Here is a 16,883-nt window from a genome sequence, read left to right as displayed (position 1 = left end):
GAGAGTACCTCATGCTTAGGCTATTTCCTAAATTGAATATATTTAAGAATCCATGGAAGAACATTGTAAGTTTTCATAAAATGTTATAAAATAGAAGTAACAATATTAATTATTAGGAGGAGTAGTTCATGAGAAATAACAAGGTTTTACCTGTGTTTTTATTTCTTTTATTTTTAGTGAGTAGTTTAATTTTACCTAGCAATAGAGTACAAGCTGCAGTAGGTTCAGAAGAATTTAGTGTAAATGTGTTAAAAGTTGAGAAAACAGCGGTAACAGAAGGACAAGCACAAGTTATTACTGTTGAGATTGTTGATAAATATAAACAAGGTTTTGAAGATGGATTTATTAAGTATCTTGCAGGGGCCTGGGGAAATCTATTTTATGTTCCTCTAGAGAAGACCTCACAGGAGAATATATATACAGCAACTATAAATGTGAATAAGTGGCATTTGCCAGGACAATGGCAACCTTATGAAGTGTTATTATATGGAGATGAGTTTGGGTCTGCGGATTATTATGTGGAAGAAAACAAAGAAATTGCAGCAGGTTCTTTTATAGTAACAGGAACAATTGGAGATTTTGATGTTCCACAGGTTGTAAATATCACTGTAGATAAAAAGGTTGGTACACCTGGTGAGGTTATAGGGGTTACAGCTGAAATTAGTGATTATGATGAGAGTGGAGTAAGCTATGTTACTGTAGATTTTGACTCCATGTATGATTATGAAGATGATGGTTTAACGTATTATGTTAGTGTAGATCTTTTTCCATCAACACAAAAGGATGTATTTGAGGGAATAATAATACTAGATGATAAACTTAAAACGGGTGAATGGACAATAACAGGTGTCCATGTTGGAGATAATGTACAAAACTATGGAAATCTTTATTATAATGAAGAAAAGGATCCAAGAGAATTCTTCCCCAACTCTACCTTTACTTTAGCTGAAGAGCAGAAAGTCCTTACTGGATGGCAAGAACAAGATAATAAATGGTATTATTTCGATGAAACTGGAGCAAAAAAGACTGGTTGGATCTGTGATGGGAATAAATGGTACTACCTCGGAGGTAGTGGGGATATGAAAACTGGTTGGATTAGTGATGGAGGAAACTGGTATTACTTAGAAAACAGTGGAGTAATGAAAACTGGTTGGTTACAAAGTGGCGGTAAGTGGTACTATCTTCAAGGGAATGGAATAATGGCTAAGAACACTGTGATTGAAGGTTGTAAATTAGGAAACGATGGAGCTTGGATAAAATAGAAAGAATCTGTCTGTACCTCGAAGGTGCATACTTTTAATCTATTGTAGATAAGTATATATTAGCTAACAGGGAGCATTACGCTCCTTGTTTTTTTATGTTCCTTTTTATTCTGCGGTGAATGTGAAAAAATATGGAGTGTATCTAATAATATGATAAGCAAAGAGCAATATGGTTATTGGTAATGGGATAGCATCACCTCGGAGGTGATTACTTTCTAATAAGGGGGCATTTAATGGAAAAATATTGTTAGGTTTCATGTTTTGTTATAAAATGGAAGTAACGATAGTAATTTTAGGGGGAGTATTTCATGAGACACAATAAGGTTTTGCCTATCTTTTTATTTCTTTTCATTTTAGTTGGTTGTTTAGTTTTACCTAGTAATAAGGTACAGGCTGCAGTGGGCTCAGAAGAGTTTAGCGTTAATGTATTGAAAGTTGAAAAAACTACTGTGACTATGGGAGAAGTTCAGGATATTACGGTAGAGATTATTGATAACAATAATAAGGGCTTTGACCATGGTGTCATAGAATACCTACCAGAGAATGCATCCAAAGTGTTTTTCATTCCGCTAGAGAAGACTTCTGAAAAGAATATATATAAGGCTTCTCTGTTTATAAGTAAATGGCATGCTCCAGGTCAATGGCAACCATTTGGAATAACTTTATATAGAGATAAAGTTAGTGGTCAATGTTACAATATAAGAGATAATAAAGAAATTGAAGTAGGTTCCTTTATAGTATCAGGAACTACTGGAGATTATGATGTACCAAAGATTAAAAATATCACTGTAGATAAGAAAACAATTACTAGTGGGGAAGTTTTAAAGGTTAAAGCTGAAATTAGTGATTATGATAAGAGTGGAGTTAGCTTTGCTAGCATAGATTTTGAATCTATGGAGGTGTATAATTATCAGGATGGATTAAGTTACTATATAACTATAGAGTTGTTTCCCACAGCAGAAAAAGATATCTTTGAAGGAACTATTGTACTAAATGATAGCTATAAAATGGGTGAATGGGCTGTAACAGGAGCCCATACTTTAGATAATATTCAAAACTATGGGGATTTTTATTATGCTGAATCACAAGATCCAAGACTAATCTTCCCAAATGCTACTTTTAATATCATTGAAAAAAATCCAGTATTTGAGAGCTGGAAAAAACAAAATAATAGATGGTATTATTTTGACAAAAATGGAGTGAAAAAAACTGGTTGGTTCCTTTATGGGGAAAAATGGTACTACCTTGGAGAAACTGGGATGATGCAAACTGGATGGATAAAGGATGGAAATAGTTGGTACTACCTCGAAGGTACTGGGGAGATGAAAACTGGTTGGTACTGTGATGGCAAGGATTGGTACTACCTCGGATATAGTGGTGCAATGCAATGTGGCTGGATAAAGTATGGCGGTAACTGGTACTACTTTGGAGATAATGGTATTATGCATACTGGCTGGGTACAAGATGGCGGCACGTGGTACTATTTATATGGGAATGGAATAATGGCTAAGAACACCGTAGTTGAAGGGTGTAAATTAGGAAATGATGGAGCTTGGATAAAGTAAGTAAAAAGTATTACCTCAGAGGTGCTTACTTTTATTGGGAATTATAACAGAGAGTACTATGCTCTCTGTTTTTTTATGTTCCCAATTTATTCTGAATGGCCAAGGTGAAAAGTATGCAGTGTATGCAATAGTAGGACAAGTTGAGAGCAGATGGTTTATTGTTTGTGGTATAGTATTATCTCTGAGGTGATTGCTTTTAAGGTGAAGAATATGGAATGAGTCCAATAATAGAACAAACTGAGATCGTATGGGTTAGTGGTTATGGTGCGGTACTACCTTGGAAGTCCTTACTTTGGAAAAGATTGTCTGCACCTCTGAGGTGCTTACTTTAGATAGTGTTATATAAGAGTTGCCAAATGTAGAATATAGACAAAAATAAATAGACATTAGATTATTGAATTCAGGTTTATGAAAAATGGATTTTATCCATATAGGTAAAAATTTCATAGTTATTTAAAATAAACTTAATTTTCAATTAAAAAGTTATTTATTAACAATAGATTTATACCTATACTCTATGTTAGAATTATAAATGTAGATTTTTGTTATTTTATATACAATAAATAAGTATTAGCGAGAAATTTGCTATTTTTATAATTTTATGGAGAATGGGGTGGATAGTTTGAAGAGTAGTGTCAAATTTATTTCTGGAAAGGGAGTATTCCTTTCTTTGATTGTTGCAATGTCCATATTCTTTACAATAGGTTTCAAAGAAGTAAGTGCTATGTCTCTAACAGAGTCAACCTTAGGAACCCTAATTGATAAGTATGGGGAAGAGAATGCCATAGTGGAAAACGGACTATCTCTTAATGTGGGAGAAGTTTATTCACTAAACAATGAGAGTTATGTGGTAGAAGCACAAGGTAAGGTTCAATGGTCAAGCTTAAATAGCAACATTGCCTATGTGTCTAATGGTTCAATAAGAGCTATTTCCCCAGGAAATACTTTTATTGTTGGACAAGTTGGTAGCGAGTATCGAATTATAGAAGTTTGGGTAAAGTCTCAGAATATGAGGATTTTAAGTTCTATCCAAGGTGTGAGTAGTGGAAAGTCTTATTATAAGGTATTCATTGATCCAGGCCATGGAGGAAAAGACCCAGGAGCAGTGAGAAATGGAGTTAGAGAATCTGATGTAAATTTAGCAACTGCCTTAAAGGTTCAAGCAAAACTTAAGGCAAAAGGCGTAGATATAATGATAAGCAGAACCACAGACGTATTTGTTGAGCTTAAGGAAAGATCAGTAATGGCCAACAATTATGGAGCAGATGTGTTTGTATCTATTCATTATAATGCGGCAGGAACTTCTACTGTTAAAGGAATAGAAACTTATTATCATGAAAATAAACCAGCTCATTATACCTATGCTTCAAAGGTTCATACTGGACTTATTAGTAATACAGGAGCAGTTGATAGAGGGGTTAGAACTGCGGATTATTCAGTTACTAGAGAAAGTAATATGGCAGCGGTATTAGTGGAAGGTGGATACTTAACTAATGTTTCAGAGGCTGCCTTAGTTAATACTGATGCCTATCAAGAAAAAATTGCTAATGGTATTGTAGATGGAGTAATGGCTTACCTTACACAAAATATTCCACTTTATACTTGGGTATACGAGAACGAAAACTGGTATTATGTAAATAAACTAACTGGTGAAAAAAGTACTGGATGGGTAAATGATGCAGATAGGTGGTATTACCTAAACGAAACAGGAGCAAGACAGACTGGTTGGATAACTGTAGGTGGAAGTACATACTTTTTAAATGATCTAGGAGTTATGCAAACTGGATGGTTAACTTATGAAAATAAACGTTATTATCTTAATCCATCAGGAGCTATGACTACAGGAATTATTAAGGATAGCGGCAAGATATATCTTTTACATGAAGATGGGACTCTACAAACAGGGTTATATACCTATGGTGGAAAGACTTATTACTTTAAGGAAGATGGATCAGCACAGATTGGATTTATTACTTTAGAAGGAAAACTTTATTGTTTTGATAAAGAAGGAGCAATGACCACAGGTTTTATAGTGGACAATGGAACCATTTATTATCTACGTAGTGATGGAACTCTTCAAAAGGGATGGTTCACTGTAGATGGAAAAACTTATTTCTTTAAAGCAGATGGAACCGCTTATAAAGGTTTACTTACAGAGGGATCCAAGGTATATTACTTTAACAGTAATGGAGTAAAAACCACTGGATGGATAAGCATTGATGGAAAGTGGTATTTCATTGATAGTAATGATGTTGGTAGAACTGGCTGGCTTTTAAATGATGGAAAGTGGTATTATTTAGATCAAAATGGAGCAAGGAAATCAGGTTGGATACTCAGCGGAAGTAAATGGTATTACCTTGCAGGTAATGGGGTAATGCAGACTGGTTGGGTGCAACTAGCAGGATACTGGTACTACTTAGATGGAAGTGGAGCTATGAAGACAGGTTGGATAGTGGATGGTGGTAAGTGGTACTATCTTTATTCAGATGGAAGAATGGCTAGAAGCACAACTATTGGTGGCTATAGATTAGATAGCAGTGGAGCTTGGGTTCAATAGATAAATAAGAAAACTTCCTCGGAGGAGAATTCCTCTGGGGGAGTTTTTTTACGTTCAAAATATGAACACCTCCAATTGCTTTTTTATGTGTCATAGTGTAAAATTAAAATACATTGGTTTATAGAAATATATTAAAATTAAAGGCTTTAAAGATAAAAAATTAATAAATACAGATCACAGAAGTTTTAAGGGAATCAAAGGAATTCTAATTATAAGAAAGTACTGAATTTCATTCCCTATAATAAGGAATAATAACTTAAATATAAATATAGATTTTATAGAAGTAAGGGGGACTACCATGGATAATATAGAGGTTTTAAAGGTTTTAAATAAGAATCCAATTATAAGCCAAAGGGAAGTGGCGCAGAAGTCTAATTTATCCTTAGGAAAGATTAATTTTATCATTGGACATCTTTTGGATTTGGATTATATTTATTGTGAGAAAATGGGTAAGGGTGTTAAGTACCAGTTAACAGAAAAGGGTATAGAAGCCCTAGAGGAAAATATCAAAAATAATAGAGATATAAAAATTAACATACATAATAATGAGTTTAAAACAGTGAAGCAAGCTGTGATTTTGGCCGCAGGAAGAAAGTTAGATTTTGATAGACCTGTGGGGTTCTTAAAGGTGGAAGAGGATACCTTTATAAATAGAACCTTGAACATTTTAAAAGATAACGGTATAGAAAAAATTGTGATAATAACTGGATATAAAAATGAGTATTTTCAGGATTTTGCAAAGCAAAACAGTTTAATCCTTGTGAATAATGAAAAGTATAAGTGGACAGGAACTATGAACTCTCTAAGCCTTGCTAGGGAACACATCAGTGATGATTTTATTTTAATTGAAGATGATATTTTAATTGAAGAAAGTGCAATAAAACAGCTTCTTAACTCAGAGGAAAGAGATTGCATAATGATCACCAGTGAAAGTGGCTCTGGGGATGAGGCTTTTGTGGAGCTCAGAGATGAACATCTTTATAAGATATCTAAGGATATTCACCAATTAAATAAAATTCATGGTGAGATGATAGGGGTTTCAAAGATCTCTCTACAAGTGTTTAATAAGATGATGGAGGATTATAAGTATAACAAGAATCCATACTTAAATTATGAATACTTACTTTTAGACGTGGCAAGAAGTTATGAAATTGGATATATAAAAATAGATGATTTAGTTTGGGCAGAAGTAGATAATAATGAGCACTATAATAGAATTATTAGAACGGTTTATCCAAGATTAAAAAGAAAAGAAATGGAAATAAGAATAGAACAAATTAAAAATGATGTAGTAGATGCCATAAAGGTGAACTATAAGGACATAACTTCCGTAGTACCTTTTGGTGGAATGACTAATAAAAACTTTAAGGTAACTATTAGTGGGGAGGATTATGTACTTAGAATCCCTGGAAATGGTACAGAAGAGATGATCAACAGGCTTGAAGAAATAGACAATGTGGAAACTGTTAAAGTTTTAGGCATTGATGCTGAGATTGTGTACTTTGGCCGAGAAAATGGAATTAAAATTGCAAAGTACATCGAAGATGCTGAAACCCTTAATGGAAAGACTGCAAAGAGAGAAGAAAATATGAAGCTTACTTCAGCTGTGCTAAAAACTCTTCACACTTCAAACATTGTATTTAAAAATAGATTTGATGTGTTTAAGAAGATTGAGGAATATGAAGTACTGCTAGAAAAAGCTAAGGGTAAGAACTATGAGGATTATTATGAAGTAAAAGAAAAGGTAATGGCACTAAAGGCTCTTCAGGAGGATTTGGATTTAGAAATATGTCCTTGTCATAATGATGGAGTGCCAGAAAACTTTATTAAAAGTGGAGAAGATAAGATTTATCTTATAGATTGGGAATATAGCGGTATGAATGACCCAATGTGGGATTTAGCTGCTCATAGTATTGAATGTAATTTTTCTGAGGATGATGAGGAATTATTCTTAAGTTTTTACTTTAATGGAGAAGTAAAAGAAAAGTATCGTAAAAGAATATTAATTAATAAGATATGCCAAGACTTTTTATGGAGCACCTGGACTAACATTAAGGAAGCTAAGGGTGATGATTTTGGAACCTATGGCATTGATAGATATAATAGAGCAAAAGAAAATTTAGAAAAAATTTAGCACCTCGAAGGTAGTTCTAGAATTTAGAACTACCTTCGAGGTGAAAACTGAAAACTGGAGGAGTAAAAATGAGAGCAATATTACTTGCAGCAGGCATGGGCACAAGATTGAGACCACTTACCCTAAATACACCAAAGTCACTAGTTCAGGTAAATGGAATACCTATGGCTGAAAGACAAATAGAATTTTTAAAAGAAGTTGGAGTGGAGGAAATCATAGTTGTTACTGGATATCTTCATGAGAGCTTTGAATATTTAAAGGAAAAGTATGGAGTTAAGCTTATCCATAATGATAAATATGATGTTTATAATAATATTTACACTATGTATTTAGTGAAGGATTATCTACAGGATGCCTATGTTATCGATGCAGATAATTATTTAAATAGAAATTTTCTTTTAGAAAATCCAGATAAGTCACTTTACTTCAGTGTTAAAAGAGAATTTCAAAACGAGTGGATGCTTAAATTTGATGAAAACAACAAAGTTTATGATATTGAAGTAGTAAGTAAGGGAAATGATTATATTTTATCAGGGGTATCCTACTGGAATGAGGAAGATGCCAAGAAGATTGTTGTTAAATTAGAGGAAGCTATCCAAGGTGGAGATTTTACAAACCTTTATTGGGATGACATTGTAAAAGATAATATTAAGGATTTAAATGTTTATATACATAAAATAGCTACTGATGATGTGTTTGAAGTGGATTCCTTAGAGGACTTAGAGATAGTTGAGAAGTATTTAAGAGGCTAATGAGTACCTCCGGGATGATTCCATTTTATGGGATGACCTCGGAGGTAACCTTTTAATTAAATTAAAACCTAGATTAAAAGCACTGGAAATTTCTCGGGTTAAATAGTTATTTTTTATAGATTAAATAGTTATTTAATGATAAAATAATATTGTCTATCTGTGTTTTAATATGGAGTTTTAAAAGATTTTATAGGAAAATGTGTGTTTTGCCATTAATATTTTTAGACAAACTTAAGATAGACGAAGTTTTGTATAAATTAAATTTCACTGAAGGCAATGTACTTTCAGTGATGATTCTTAAAAGATTGATTTGGCAACTAAAATTGTCATAAAAATATGGATTAGGGGGAGTTTTTATGAAAAAAATAGTTTCCTTAGTGGTAACTGGAGCTTTAATATTATCGTATAGTACAAGCATCCTAGCTTATGCTACCGATACAGTGAATAGTGGAAGTAATGTTTCAGAAAAAACAAGTACAAGCTCTGATTTGCTAGAAAAGTATAAGGCAGAATCTGAGCTTTTTGGAACTACATATGAAGAGGTTAATAAACCTATGCCTCGTAGCATTAGTGCAAATAGTGAAGAGAGAGAAGAGTTTCAACTTGATAGAAGTGGACTAGCTAGCATAACATCGCTAACACCATTAACTACAGCAAATTATGAGGTTATTCTTTCTTATGTTGATAAAAATACTTTTGTTACTACTGCAGATACGTTGCAGTTAGCAATTTTAAAAGCACAGGAATTAGCTGGGTCTAATTTAGGTGGAGATGTAATTCCTGCAGTTATAGAAAAAGAAAGCCAAACTATTGTGTATGCAACAGAAGCTATGGGAAGAGTAGTAAAGGTAATTGATGGACAAATATATCTTCCTGTAGATAAAAATTCTAATGTTTATTCTAGTAGTATCCTAACTCAAGCATATACCTATGTGAATCATGGATATGTGGATGATGTACCTATTCTTGAAGACAATGGTACTAGTGCAAAGGTAGAGGTTTCAGGATACACAGGATGGATGAGAAAAGATACAAAATGGATAAATCCTCAAACTGCAAAAAAAGAGTATGATCTTATGGTAGTGCCTCTTAACAAGGCAGTTAACCCAAGTTATTATATGGCTCAAAATGGTGAGCTCACCCATACTATTAGTTACAACATGGAAACCGTTAATGGCAGCAAATACACCATAAAAATTGGTGTGGCTCCAACCTTTATGCAACCAGGAGTAAAATATTATAGTTATGATGGAAATTACTTTTACACTAGCTTAAAAACTTTAATTGCTGATGGAAAAGCAGGTCATCATAATAATGCTGTAAATGCTAGCACTGCATTTTACAACTATTATCAATATCTTCCTTTCAGAAGTAAGACTGCCTTTGCAGTAGATGAAATAAAAAGATATCTTGATAATAATGCAGGACTAAGTGCTACTAGTAAGTTAAGAGGAGTTGAACAAGCATTAGTAAGTGCTCAAGAAGCTAATGGAGTTAATGCTCTAATTACCTTTGGAGTGGCAATGAATGAATCAGGCCTCGGAAACTCTTCTATTGCACAGGAAAAAAACAATCTTTTTGGAATTAATGCAGTGGATGCAAATCCTGGACAAGCAGCTAATACCTTTGCTACTGTAGGAGATTGTATAAATGAATTCACTAAAAACTATATTTCCAATGGATATGCAGATCCAGATGATTGGAGATATTTTGGTGGATATTTAGGAAATAAGAATTTAGGTGCTAACGTTAAATATGCTTCAGACCCATTTTGGGGAGAAAAAGCAGCTCAATATATGTACAAAATGGATTTTCACACTAGTAATTATGTATCAAATAATTATGGAGATGGTGCTTCTACGAAAAATCTTATGGAACTTAACCATTATCAACTTGGTACTTATACAAAGCCAAGTGAGGTTAATTCTTCTCCACAAACAGGAAGTGAAAAACTATATCCTATAGCTGAAAGTATAACAGCAGGAGCTGCAAGAGTAGGAAATGTCTTTGTTGTGAAGAATACTAATGTATTTAGAGACGGAACTAATTCTTTTTATAACATCATTCCTGACAGACCTACCATAGGATACAACTATGGAGGAAGATTCGATGGAATATTTGACTGGAATAAGGAAGCTTACACTAAAGCTGACGGTGTAAAACTAATAAATGTAGGAAATATATCTGGTAATCCTCCTACTAATGTAAAAAAAGGATGGATTCAAGAAAATAATCAGTGGTATTATTATGATTTAACTACAGGACAAAAAAGAGTTGGTTGGCTTGAGTTAAATGGTAAAAAATATTATTTAAATGAAAATGGTGCAAGACAAATTGGTTGGCAGAAATTAAATAATAGATGGTACTACTTTGACAATTCAGGAGAAATGAAAATTGGCTGGATTCTTGTAGGAAGCTACTGGTATTATATGAATCTAGATGGAACCATGAGATCTGGCTGGCTTTTTGAAGGAGGTACCTGGTACTACTTAAGAGGCAGTGGAGAAATGGCAACTGGGTGGGTAAACCTTGGAGGAAAATGGTACTATTTAAGATCCTCTGGAGCAATGGCTACAGGATGGATTTCTCTTAGTGGAAAGTGGTACTACTTAACTGGCAATGGTGATATGGTGACTGGAACTGTAAATATAGGTGGTAAAACCTATAAATTTAATTCTAGTGGAGTTTGGTTAGGATAATATTGTGAGCACCTCGGAGGTGAACCCATTTTATGGGGGCACTTCAGAGGTGTATTTTTTCGCATCTATTTCAGGGCAAATATCATTGTGAGTTAATAATGGATAACATGCAAATGTTAGAAGCAAGTAGATACATACACCTCAACCCCTTCAGAGCAAAGATGGTTCAGCTACCAGAGGAATATGGTTATTCTTCCTACAGTACATATATTGGATTACATAGTGAAGAAAACTTAATTTTAAGTTATAATGTTATTTTAGATCATTTCTATGGAGATAAAAATAAGGGTGCCTTGTACAAAAGATTTGTTGAATTAGCACCACGAAAATGATATACTACCTCCGAGGTGATTCCATATAATGGAACTACCTCGGAGGTAGCAAAAAGAAGTGAAACGAGGTGTTTTAAATAAAGAAGTATATTTTACTGTTATTAACGATTTGTTGTATATCAACAATACTGTATATGTCCTCCAAGCCTGGAGAAGAGTCTTCAAAAACCAGCTTAGCTGTGGTTAATGTGATTTCAGAAACTTTTCATTTAAACCCGGTGCAAAAGGATGTTGTACACTTTATGGTGAGAAAAGCTGCTCATTTTACGGAATATTTTATTTTATCCTTTCTTGTAACTGCAACTTATAGTGAGTTTTTCAATAGAAAGCTAAATGTATCTTTCATTCTACTTGTTTGTGTCCTTGTTGCTATTAGTGACGAATTTCTTCAAAGTTTTATTGAAGGCAGGGGGTCCCAGGTGAGGGACGTGATCATAGATTTTAGTGGAAGCTCCTTGCAGCTTTTGATGTATCTTATGTTAGGACTGGCTTTCAAGCAAAAGAAAGGGCTTTATGTTGAAAGAAGATACTAACTTTCAAATTTAAGTATTTAATTTACCTCGAAGGTAGTTCCACAAAATGGAACTACCTTCGAGGTATTCTAAATAGGTTACAATAGTTACTGAAAGTGATATAATGTGTATAATAATAAAGAACAGTTTTATAAGAGCACCTGTCTGTGCTGATTTAAGGAGGTCATTATGGATTTTAAAAATAGGTATAAATTTTGGCTAGAAAATTCACTAATAGATGAAGGAACTAAATTAGAACTTAGGAATATCAATGATGATGAAAAAGAAATTGAAGATAGATTTTATAAGGAATTAGAATTTGGTACTGGTGGTCTTAGGGGAGTAATCGGAGCTGGTACAAATAGAATGAATATATACACTGTGGGAAAAGCTACTCAAGGATTAGGTGACTACTTAAATGGTAAGTTCGAAAATCCAGCAGTAGCTATAGCTTATGATTCCCGTCATATGTCTAAGGAATTTGCAGAATATACTGCTAAAACCCTTTGTGGAAATAACATAAAAACTTACTTGTTTGAAACCTTAACTCCAACTCCAATTTTATCTTATGCTGTTAGAGCACTTGGATGTAGTGGGGGAATTGTTATCACTGCTTCTCACAACCCAAAACAATATAATGGGTATAAGGTTTATGGAGCAGATGGAGGACAAATCACTGACAAGGATGCAAAGGAAATATTATCTTATATAGGGAATGTAGATTCCTTTGAAAAAGTGAAAAATATAGATTTGGAAACCTGCAAAAGTAAAGGGCTTTTAGAATATGTAGGAGAAAATGTTTATTCTACCTATATAGAAAAGGTGAAAGCTCTTACAATTAGAAAAGAGCTGGTAGAAAAAAGTGCAAAGGACTTAAAGATTATTTACACTCCAATTCACGGTAGTGGAAATGTGCCAGTGAGAAGAGTGCTTAAGGAGCTTGGATACGAAAACCTGCAAGTGGTTAAGGAACAAGAGCTTCCTAATGGAGATTTCCCAACAGCACCTTACCCAAATCCTGAAGATCCTAAGGTGTTTAAGCTAGCACTTGATATGGCTAAGGAAAGTAAACCAGACATAATTCTAGGAACCGATCCTGATTGTGATAGAATTGGGGCTGTAATTCAAGAAGCAAATGGAGAATATAAGGTTCTCACAGGAAATCAAGTGGGAGCGTTATTATCTCACTACATTATGGCTTCTCTTAAAGAACTAAATCAGCTTCCAAACAATGGAGCAATAATAAAAACCATAGTTTCCACAGATATGATAAAGCCTATTGGAGAAAAGTATGGTGTTGAAATTATAGAGGTTTTAACTGGATTTAAATATATTGGAGAGTTAATTGGAAACTTTGAAGAGACAAACTCCAATAAGTTTTTGTTTGGCTTTGAAGAAAGTTATGGATATTTAAGTGGAGATTTCGTGAGAGATAAGGATGCAGTTATTGCTGCTATGCTTATAACAGAAATGACCCTTTACTATAAATCTAAAGGAAAAACTCTTTATGAAGCCCTTATGGAACTGTACAAGGAATATGGATTCTATAAAGAAAATCTAGTTTCCATTGACCTTAAGGGTAAGGAAGGCCAAGAAAAGATTGCTGCAACCATTGATTTCTTAAGAAACACTGATGTTAGCTATGTAGCTAGCTTTAAGGTTACAAGAAAAATGGACTATAAGTTAAGCATAGAAAGAGACTTACTCACAGGAGATGAAGATGAAATAAATCTTCCAAAGTCCAATGTGCTTAAATTTATCCTTAATGATGGGTCTTGGTTTGTGGTTCGTCCATCTGGAACTGAGCCTAAGATGAAGATTTATATTGCAACAGCAGGAGATTCCTTAGAAAATGCAGACGAAAAGCTTAAAGTTATCGAAAAAGCTGTTTTAGAAGCTATTGATAAATATATAAAATAAGGAATAAATTCATATACAAAAAATAAACTCATAGAATAATAAATAAGTTAAATATACAAAAATACCCCAAGGAAACTTGTAAATTTCCTTGGGGTATTCTTATTTTAAATCCTAGCACCGCTGGAATTTATTTTATAACCATCAACTGTAGTGTTTGCAGCCATTACACCATTAGCATAGAAGTAGTACCAAGTTGCGCCTATCTTCACCCATCCTGTATTCATAGCTCCATTGCCATCAAAGCAATACCACTTTCCACCCTCTAGTACCCAGCCTGTTTTCATAGCACCGCTGGATGCAAAGTAGTAGGAAGTATTATTTATCTTAATAAAACCAGTTTTCATAACTCCTTCATTATCAAGATAGTAACGAGTGCCTCCATAGGTTAACCATCCAGTTTTTCTTATTCCATTATTTTTCACATCTAGGTAATACCACTTATTGTTATCACATACCCAGCCATATACAAGCTTTCCACTACTCTTATCTAAGTATTTCCAATTGCCATCAAAGGATAACCATCCAGTGGCCATTTTCCCTGTACTATCTAGGTAGTATATATCACTCTTATATGCAATCCAACCAATGGATAGAGAATTGGTAGTAGAGTTGTAATAGTACCAACTTCCATTAATGAGATTCCAACCGCTAGCATAAGTGGTCTTTTCTAAAACCTTAAACTTACAATCCTTCAAAAGTGGGGAGGTTATTTCTCCATCTACGTTTATAATCTTTGTGGAGTTCTGCACATTATCGATAATATACACAGAGAATATTTCCCAGGAGCCAATGTCCTCTTTAGTTAGAGTAACATTAGCTTCATACTTATTGATAGTTGTATTTAAGTAAAGATCTACATATTGAGATACATTTTTTTCACGTGAGAAAATAATAACCCCAGCTTCTTTTATTCCACTTCCCATATCACTTACTTGTGCTGAGATCTTTAAAGTTTCGCCTTGAAACAATTCTGATTTACTTAAAGATATATTAGTTAATTGAGGTTCTAATATGTCAGGGGCGGAGCCACTGCCAGAAACTAAAAAATCTAAGTTACTGTAAGAAGGAATTGCCTCTCTTGATATTTCTGTGAAATTTCCATTAGAAGATTCTAAGGATATTCCCTCAATAGTCCAACGTCCACTTTCCTGCCATTTAGAAGAGATAAATTCTCCCTCATAGATGTTTGTCCTATTAGTTGGTTTAAGGGTAATATAATATTGCTCCTTAGTTATAGGTTTTATGTAAATTATATCAACAAACAAATTATCCTTTGACACATGGTTTATTATTTCTGCAGTTATTTTAATCTTACCCGTAGTTATTACTGAGGTTTTATCGATACTGATACTTTTAACACTGCCTATAGGTGCACTGGTTGAGGCATCTACTTTTAACCTTGGGATAAAAAAGCCACTGAGTAAAAGTAAAAAGCAAGAAAAGAATAACAAGAGTCTTTTGTTTCTCATAAATATTTCTCCCCCTTAAAAGTTTTGTGATGAAGCGTAAGCTCATTTGAAATTTAAAATATATATTACTACGGATTAAATAAGGAACAAGTTCACGTTTTTAACAAATTTAGACAAGAGCATCATATTATAGAAGTTTATTTATGCAAATAAGTTTTAAATATAAGTATTTATTCTTATTTATCGAGTTTTAAACCTAATACTTTATTTCCATTAACCCTATATAATGGAAATATTATTTCTTGTTAATAAGTTTATCATAGCTGCTTAAAAAGTTAAATAATAAACCAATCTGGCTCCTACAATAAGGTTACTTTGGATTGAAAAAAATATTTATTTTTAAGATGTAAATGTGTACTAAAAGAGAGGGCAGCGAGAATATATATACCTTGGTTGTGTATATAGGGATGAAAAAACAAAGATTTTATTCTCATAAAATATGAACATGGGATGAATAAGAATTAAATTAAGGGGTAGGAGATTTCTTTCAAAGGCAAAAAAGTAATAGGATAATGGAGACATGTAACAAGCAAATGTAAAAAATAAAGTTAAATGGAAAATTGAGTATACATTAACTATAAATAGAAAATAAAAACTAGTTTATGATGAAAAGTCGGATAAAAAAATAAAAACTCGAATAAAAATAAGATAAGTCGAAAGCCTTGAAAGTATCTAAAAACTACGGTATAACTGTATATGCAAGGTTTTTGCTAAGTTTTGGTAAAAATAAAAATTGCAAGATGCAATAATATTATAGTCAAGCGATATATGTTTTTGGAAAATTTTGATTGAGCTAAAAATTTTTCAGAAAATTTTTATAACTATAAAAATAAACGTGTTTATACAAGGGAAATAAAGGGAAAAAAGTTTCACTAAGTTGCGTGTGAACTCAGTGGAGAGTAAAGGAAGATAATTAGCTTTGTTAAGTATGTTAATGCTGACTAGTAATCGATTACATAAGATTATAAGTCATATAAAAATCATTCAATAAAAGTGAGATGAATTTTATTTTATATAAATTTTAAATTCTATCTAAAGGACTTATATGTTTCATTTTATTTGGGGAAGAAGGGAGAGAATGGTGAAAATCAAAAACACATTATTATTAACATTGGTAGATGTAATAATAATAATTTGTTCCTATGTTTTATCCTATTTTGTTAGATATTTCAATACTGCAGAGTTCGTGCACATTGTAAACTTAAAGAGCACACTGCCATTGATTATCTTCATCTATATAGGATGTTTTTATCTGTTTAAGTTTTATGAAAGTCTTTGGAGCTTTGCAGGGACAGAAGAATTTTTAATTGCAATTATTGGATGCATTATTGCTACAACCCTTAATTTAGGAATCCAAACCCTAGTGGTGGATTCACAAATACCAAGGATGATTATGGCATTATCAGGATTATTTATACTTATATTTTCTTTAGGGTTTAGAGTTAGCTTTAGAGCCGCAAGAAAAACAGCAATTTATTTAAATGGAAACAGTAAGGCTAATTTTAAAAGAGTTATGATTATTGGAGCTGGTGAAGGGGCCCGTATTGTAATTGGAGAGATGAAAAAAAGTCCGCAACTAAAATACAACCCAGTTCTGTTAATTGATGATAACCCAGCTAAGAAAAGCACTTCCATATCTGGAATCAAGGTGTTAGGAAACAGAGATGACATAGAAGGTTTA

Annotated in this window: 10 protein-coding genes and 1 pseudogene; 10 read left to right on the top strand and 1 reads right to left on the bottom strand. The window is 33.1% G+C overall.

Features of this window, described 5'->3' with window-relative positions; translation table 11 throughout:
* Positions 1–128: 128 nt before the first annotated feature.
* The 9 genes from RR409_RS17445 (at position 129) to RR409_RS17405 (ending at position 13,733) form a co-directional block, all read left to right on the top strand.
* Positions 129–1,262 (top strand): hypothetical protein, encoded by a 1,134-nt coding sequence (locus RR409_RS17445; RefSeq protein ID WP_332559050.1) that lies wholly within the window; start codon positions 129–131, stop codon positions 1,260–1,262.
* 308 nt (positions 1,263–1,570) lie between these two features.
* On the top strand, positions 1,571–2,827 hold the full coding sequence (locus tag RR409_RS17440) for a hypothetical protein (RefSeq protein ID WP_332559049.1): 1,257 nt from the start codon (positions 1,571–1,573) through the stop codon (positions 2,825–2,827).
* 613 nt (positions 2,828–3,440) lie between these two features.
* Positions 3,441–5,384, top strand: a complete 1,944-nt coding sequence (locus tag RR409_RS17435) for an N-acetylmuramoyl-L-alanine amidase (RefSeq protein ID WP_332559048.1) — start codon at positions 3,441–3,443, stop codon at positions 5,382–5,384.
* A gap of 298 nt (positions 5,385–5,682) precedes the next feature.
* Entirely contained in the window at positions 5,683–7,518 is a 1,836-nt protein-coding gene (locus RR409_RS17430) for a phosphotransferase (RefSeq protein WP_332559047.1), read from the top strand.
* A 68-nt stretch (positions 7,519–7,586) separates the two neighbouring features.
* A complete protein-coding gene (locus RR409_RS17425) occupies positions 7,587–8,270 on the top strand; it encodes an NTP transferase domain-containing protein (protein ID WP_332559046.1) in 684 nt (227 codons plus the stop codon).
* 356 nt (positions 8,271–8,626) lie between these two features.
* Complete coding sequence (locus RR409_RS17420) at positions 8,627–10,969, top strand: glucosaminidase domain-containing protein (RefSeq protein ID WP_332559045.1); 2,343 nt, start codon at positions 8,627–8,629, stop codon at positions 10,967–10,969.
* Positions 10,970–11,067: 98 nt separating this feature from the next.
* A complete protein-coding gene (locus tag RR409_RS17415) occupies positions 11,068–11,301 on the top strand; it encodes a hypothetical protein (RefSeq protein WP_332559044.1) in 234 nt (77 codons plus the stop codon).
* 77 nt (positions 11,302–11,378) lie between these two features.
* Entirely contained in the window at positions 11,379–11,834 is a 456-nt protein-coding gene (locus tag RR409_RS17410) for a VanZ family protein (protein WP_332559057.1), read from the top strand.
* 168 nt (positions 11,835–12,002) lie between these two features.
* Positions 12,003–13,733, top strand: a complete 1,731-nt coding sequence (locus RR409_RS17405) for a phospho-sugar mutase (RefSeq protein ID WP_332559043.1) — start codon at positions 12,003–12,005, stop codon at positions 13,731–13,733.
* Between the two features lie 104 nt (positions 13,734–13,837).
* Here RR409_RS17405 and RR409_RS17400 read toward each other — a convergent pair whose 3' ends face one another.
* Positions 13,838–15,202 (bottom strand): hypothetical protein, encoded by a 1,365-nt coding sequence (locus tag RR409_RS17400; protein ID WP_332559042.1) that lies wholly within the window; start codon positions 15,200–15,202, stop codon positions 13,838–13,840.
* 1,078 nt (positions 15,203–16,280) lie between these two features.
* On the opposite strand from RR409_RS17400, the pseudogene RR409_RS17395 reads away from it, so the two are divergent.
* Positions 16,281–16,883: pseudogene (locus RR409_RS17395) on the top strand (polysaccharide biosynthesis protein); the annotation flags it as partial.

The sequence above is a fragment of the Clostridium sp. genome (assembly GCF_036642255.1).
Lineage (GTDB): Bacteria > Bacillota > Clostridia > Clostridiales > Clostridiaceae > Clostridium_J.
Note: the sequence above shows the minus strand (reverse complement) of the source record. Positions and strands in the feature narration are given on the sequence as shown.

Bases quoted from the DNA above. Each gene is read 5' to 3' on its own strand.
- RR409_RS17445 (WP_332559050.1), top strand. From the start codon at position 129: ATGAGAAATAACAAGGTTTTACCTGTGTTTTTATTTCTTTTATTTTTA.
- RR409_RS17440 (WP_332559049.1), top strand. From the start codon at position 1,571: ATGAGACACAATAAGGTTTTGCCTATCTTTTTATTTCTTTTCATTTTA.
- RR409_RS17430 (WP_332559047.1), top strand. From the start codon at position 5,683: ATGGATAATATAGAGGTTTTAAAGGTTTTAAATAAGAATCCAATTATA.
- RR409_RS17425 (WP_332559046.1), top strand. From the start codon at position 7,587: ATGAGAGCAATATTACTTGCAGCAGGCATGGGCACAAGATTGAGACCA.
- RR409_RS17420 (WP_332559045.1), top strand. From the start codon at position 8,627: ATGAAAAAAATAGTTTCCTTAGTGGTAACTGGAGCTTTAATATTATCG.
- RR409_RS17415 (WP_332559044.1), top strand. From the start codon at position 11,068: ATGGATAACATGCAAATGTTAGAAGCAAGTAGATACATACACCTCAAC.
- RR409_RS17405 (WP_332559043.1), top strand. From the start codon at position 12,003: ATGGATTTTAAAAATAGGTATAAATTTTGGCTAGAAAATTCACTAATA.
- RR409_RS17400 (WP_332559042.1), bottom strand. From the start codon at position 15,202: ATGAGAAACAAAAGACTCTTGTTATTCTTTTCTTGCTTTTTACTTTTA.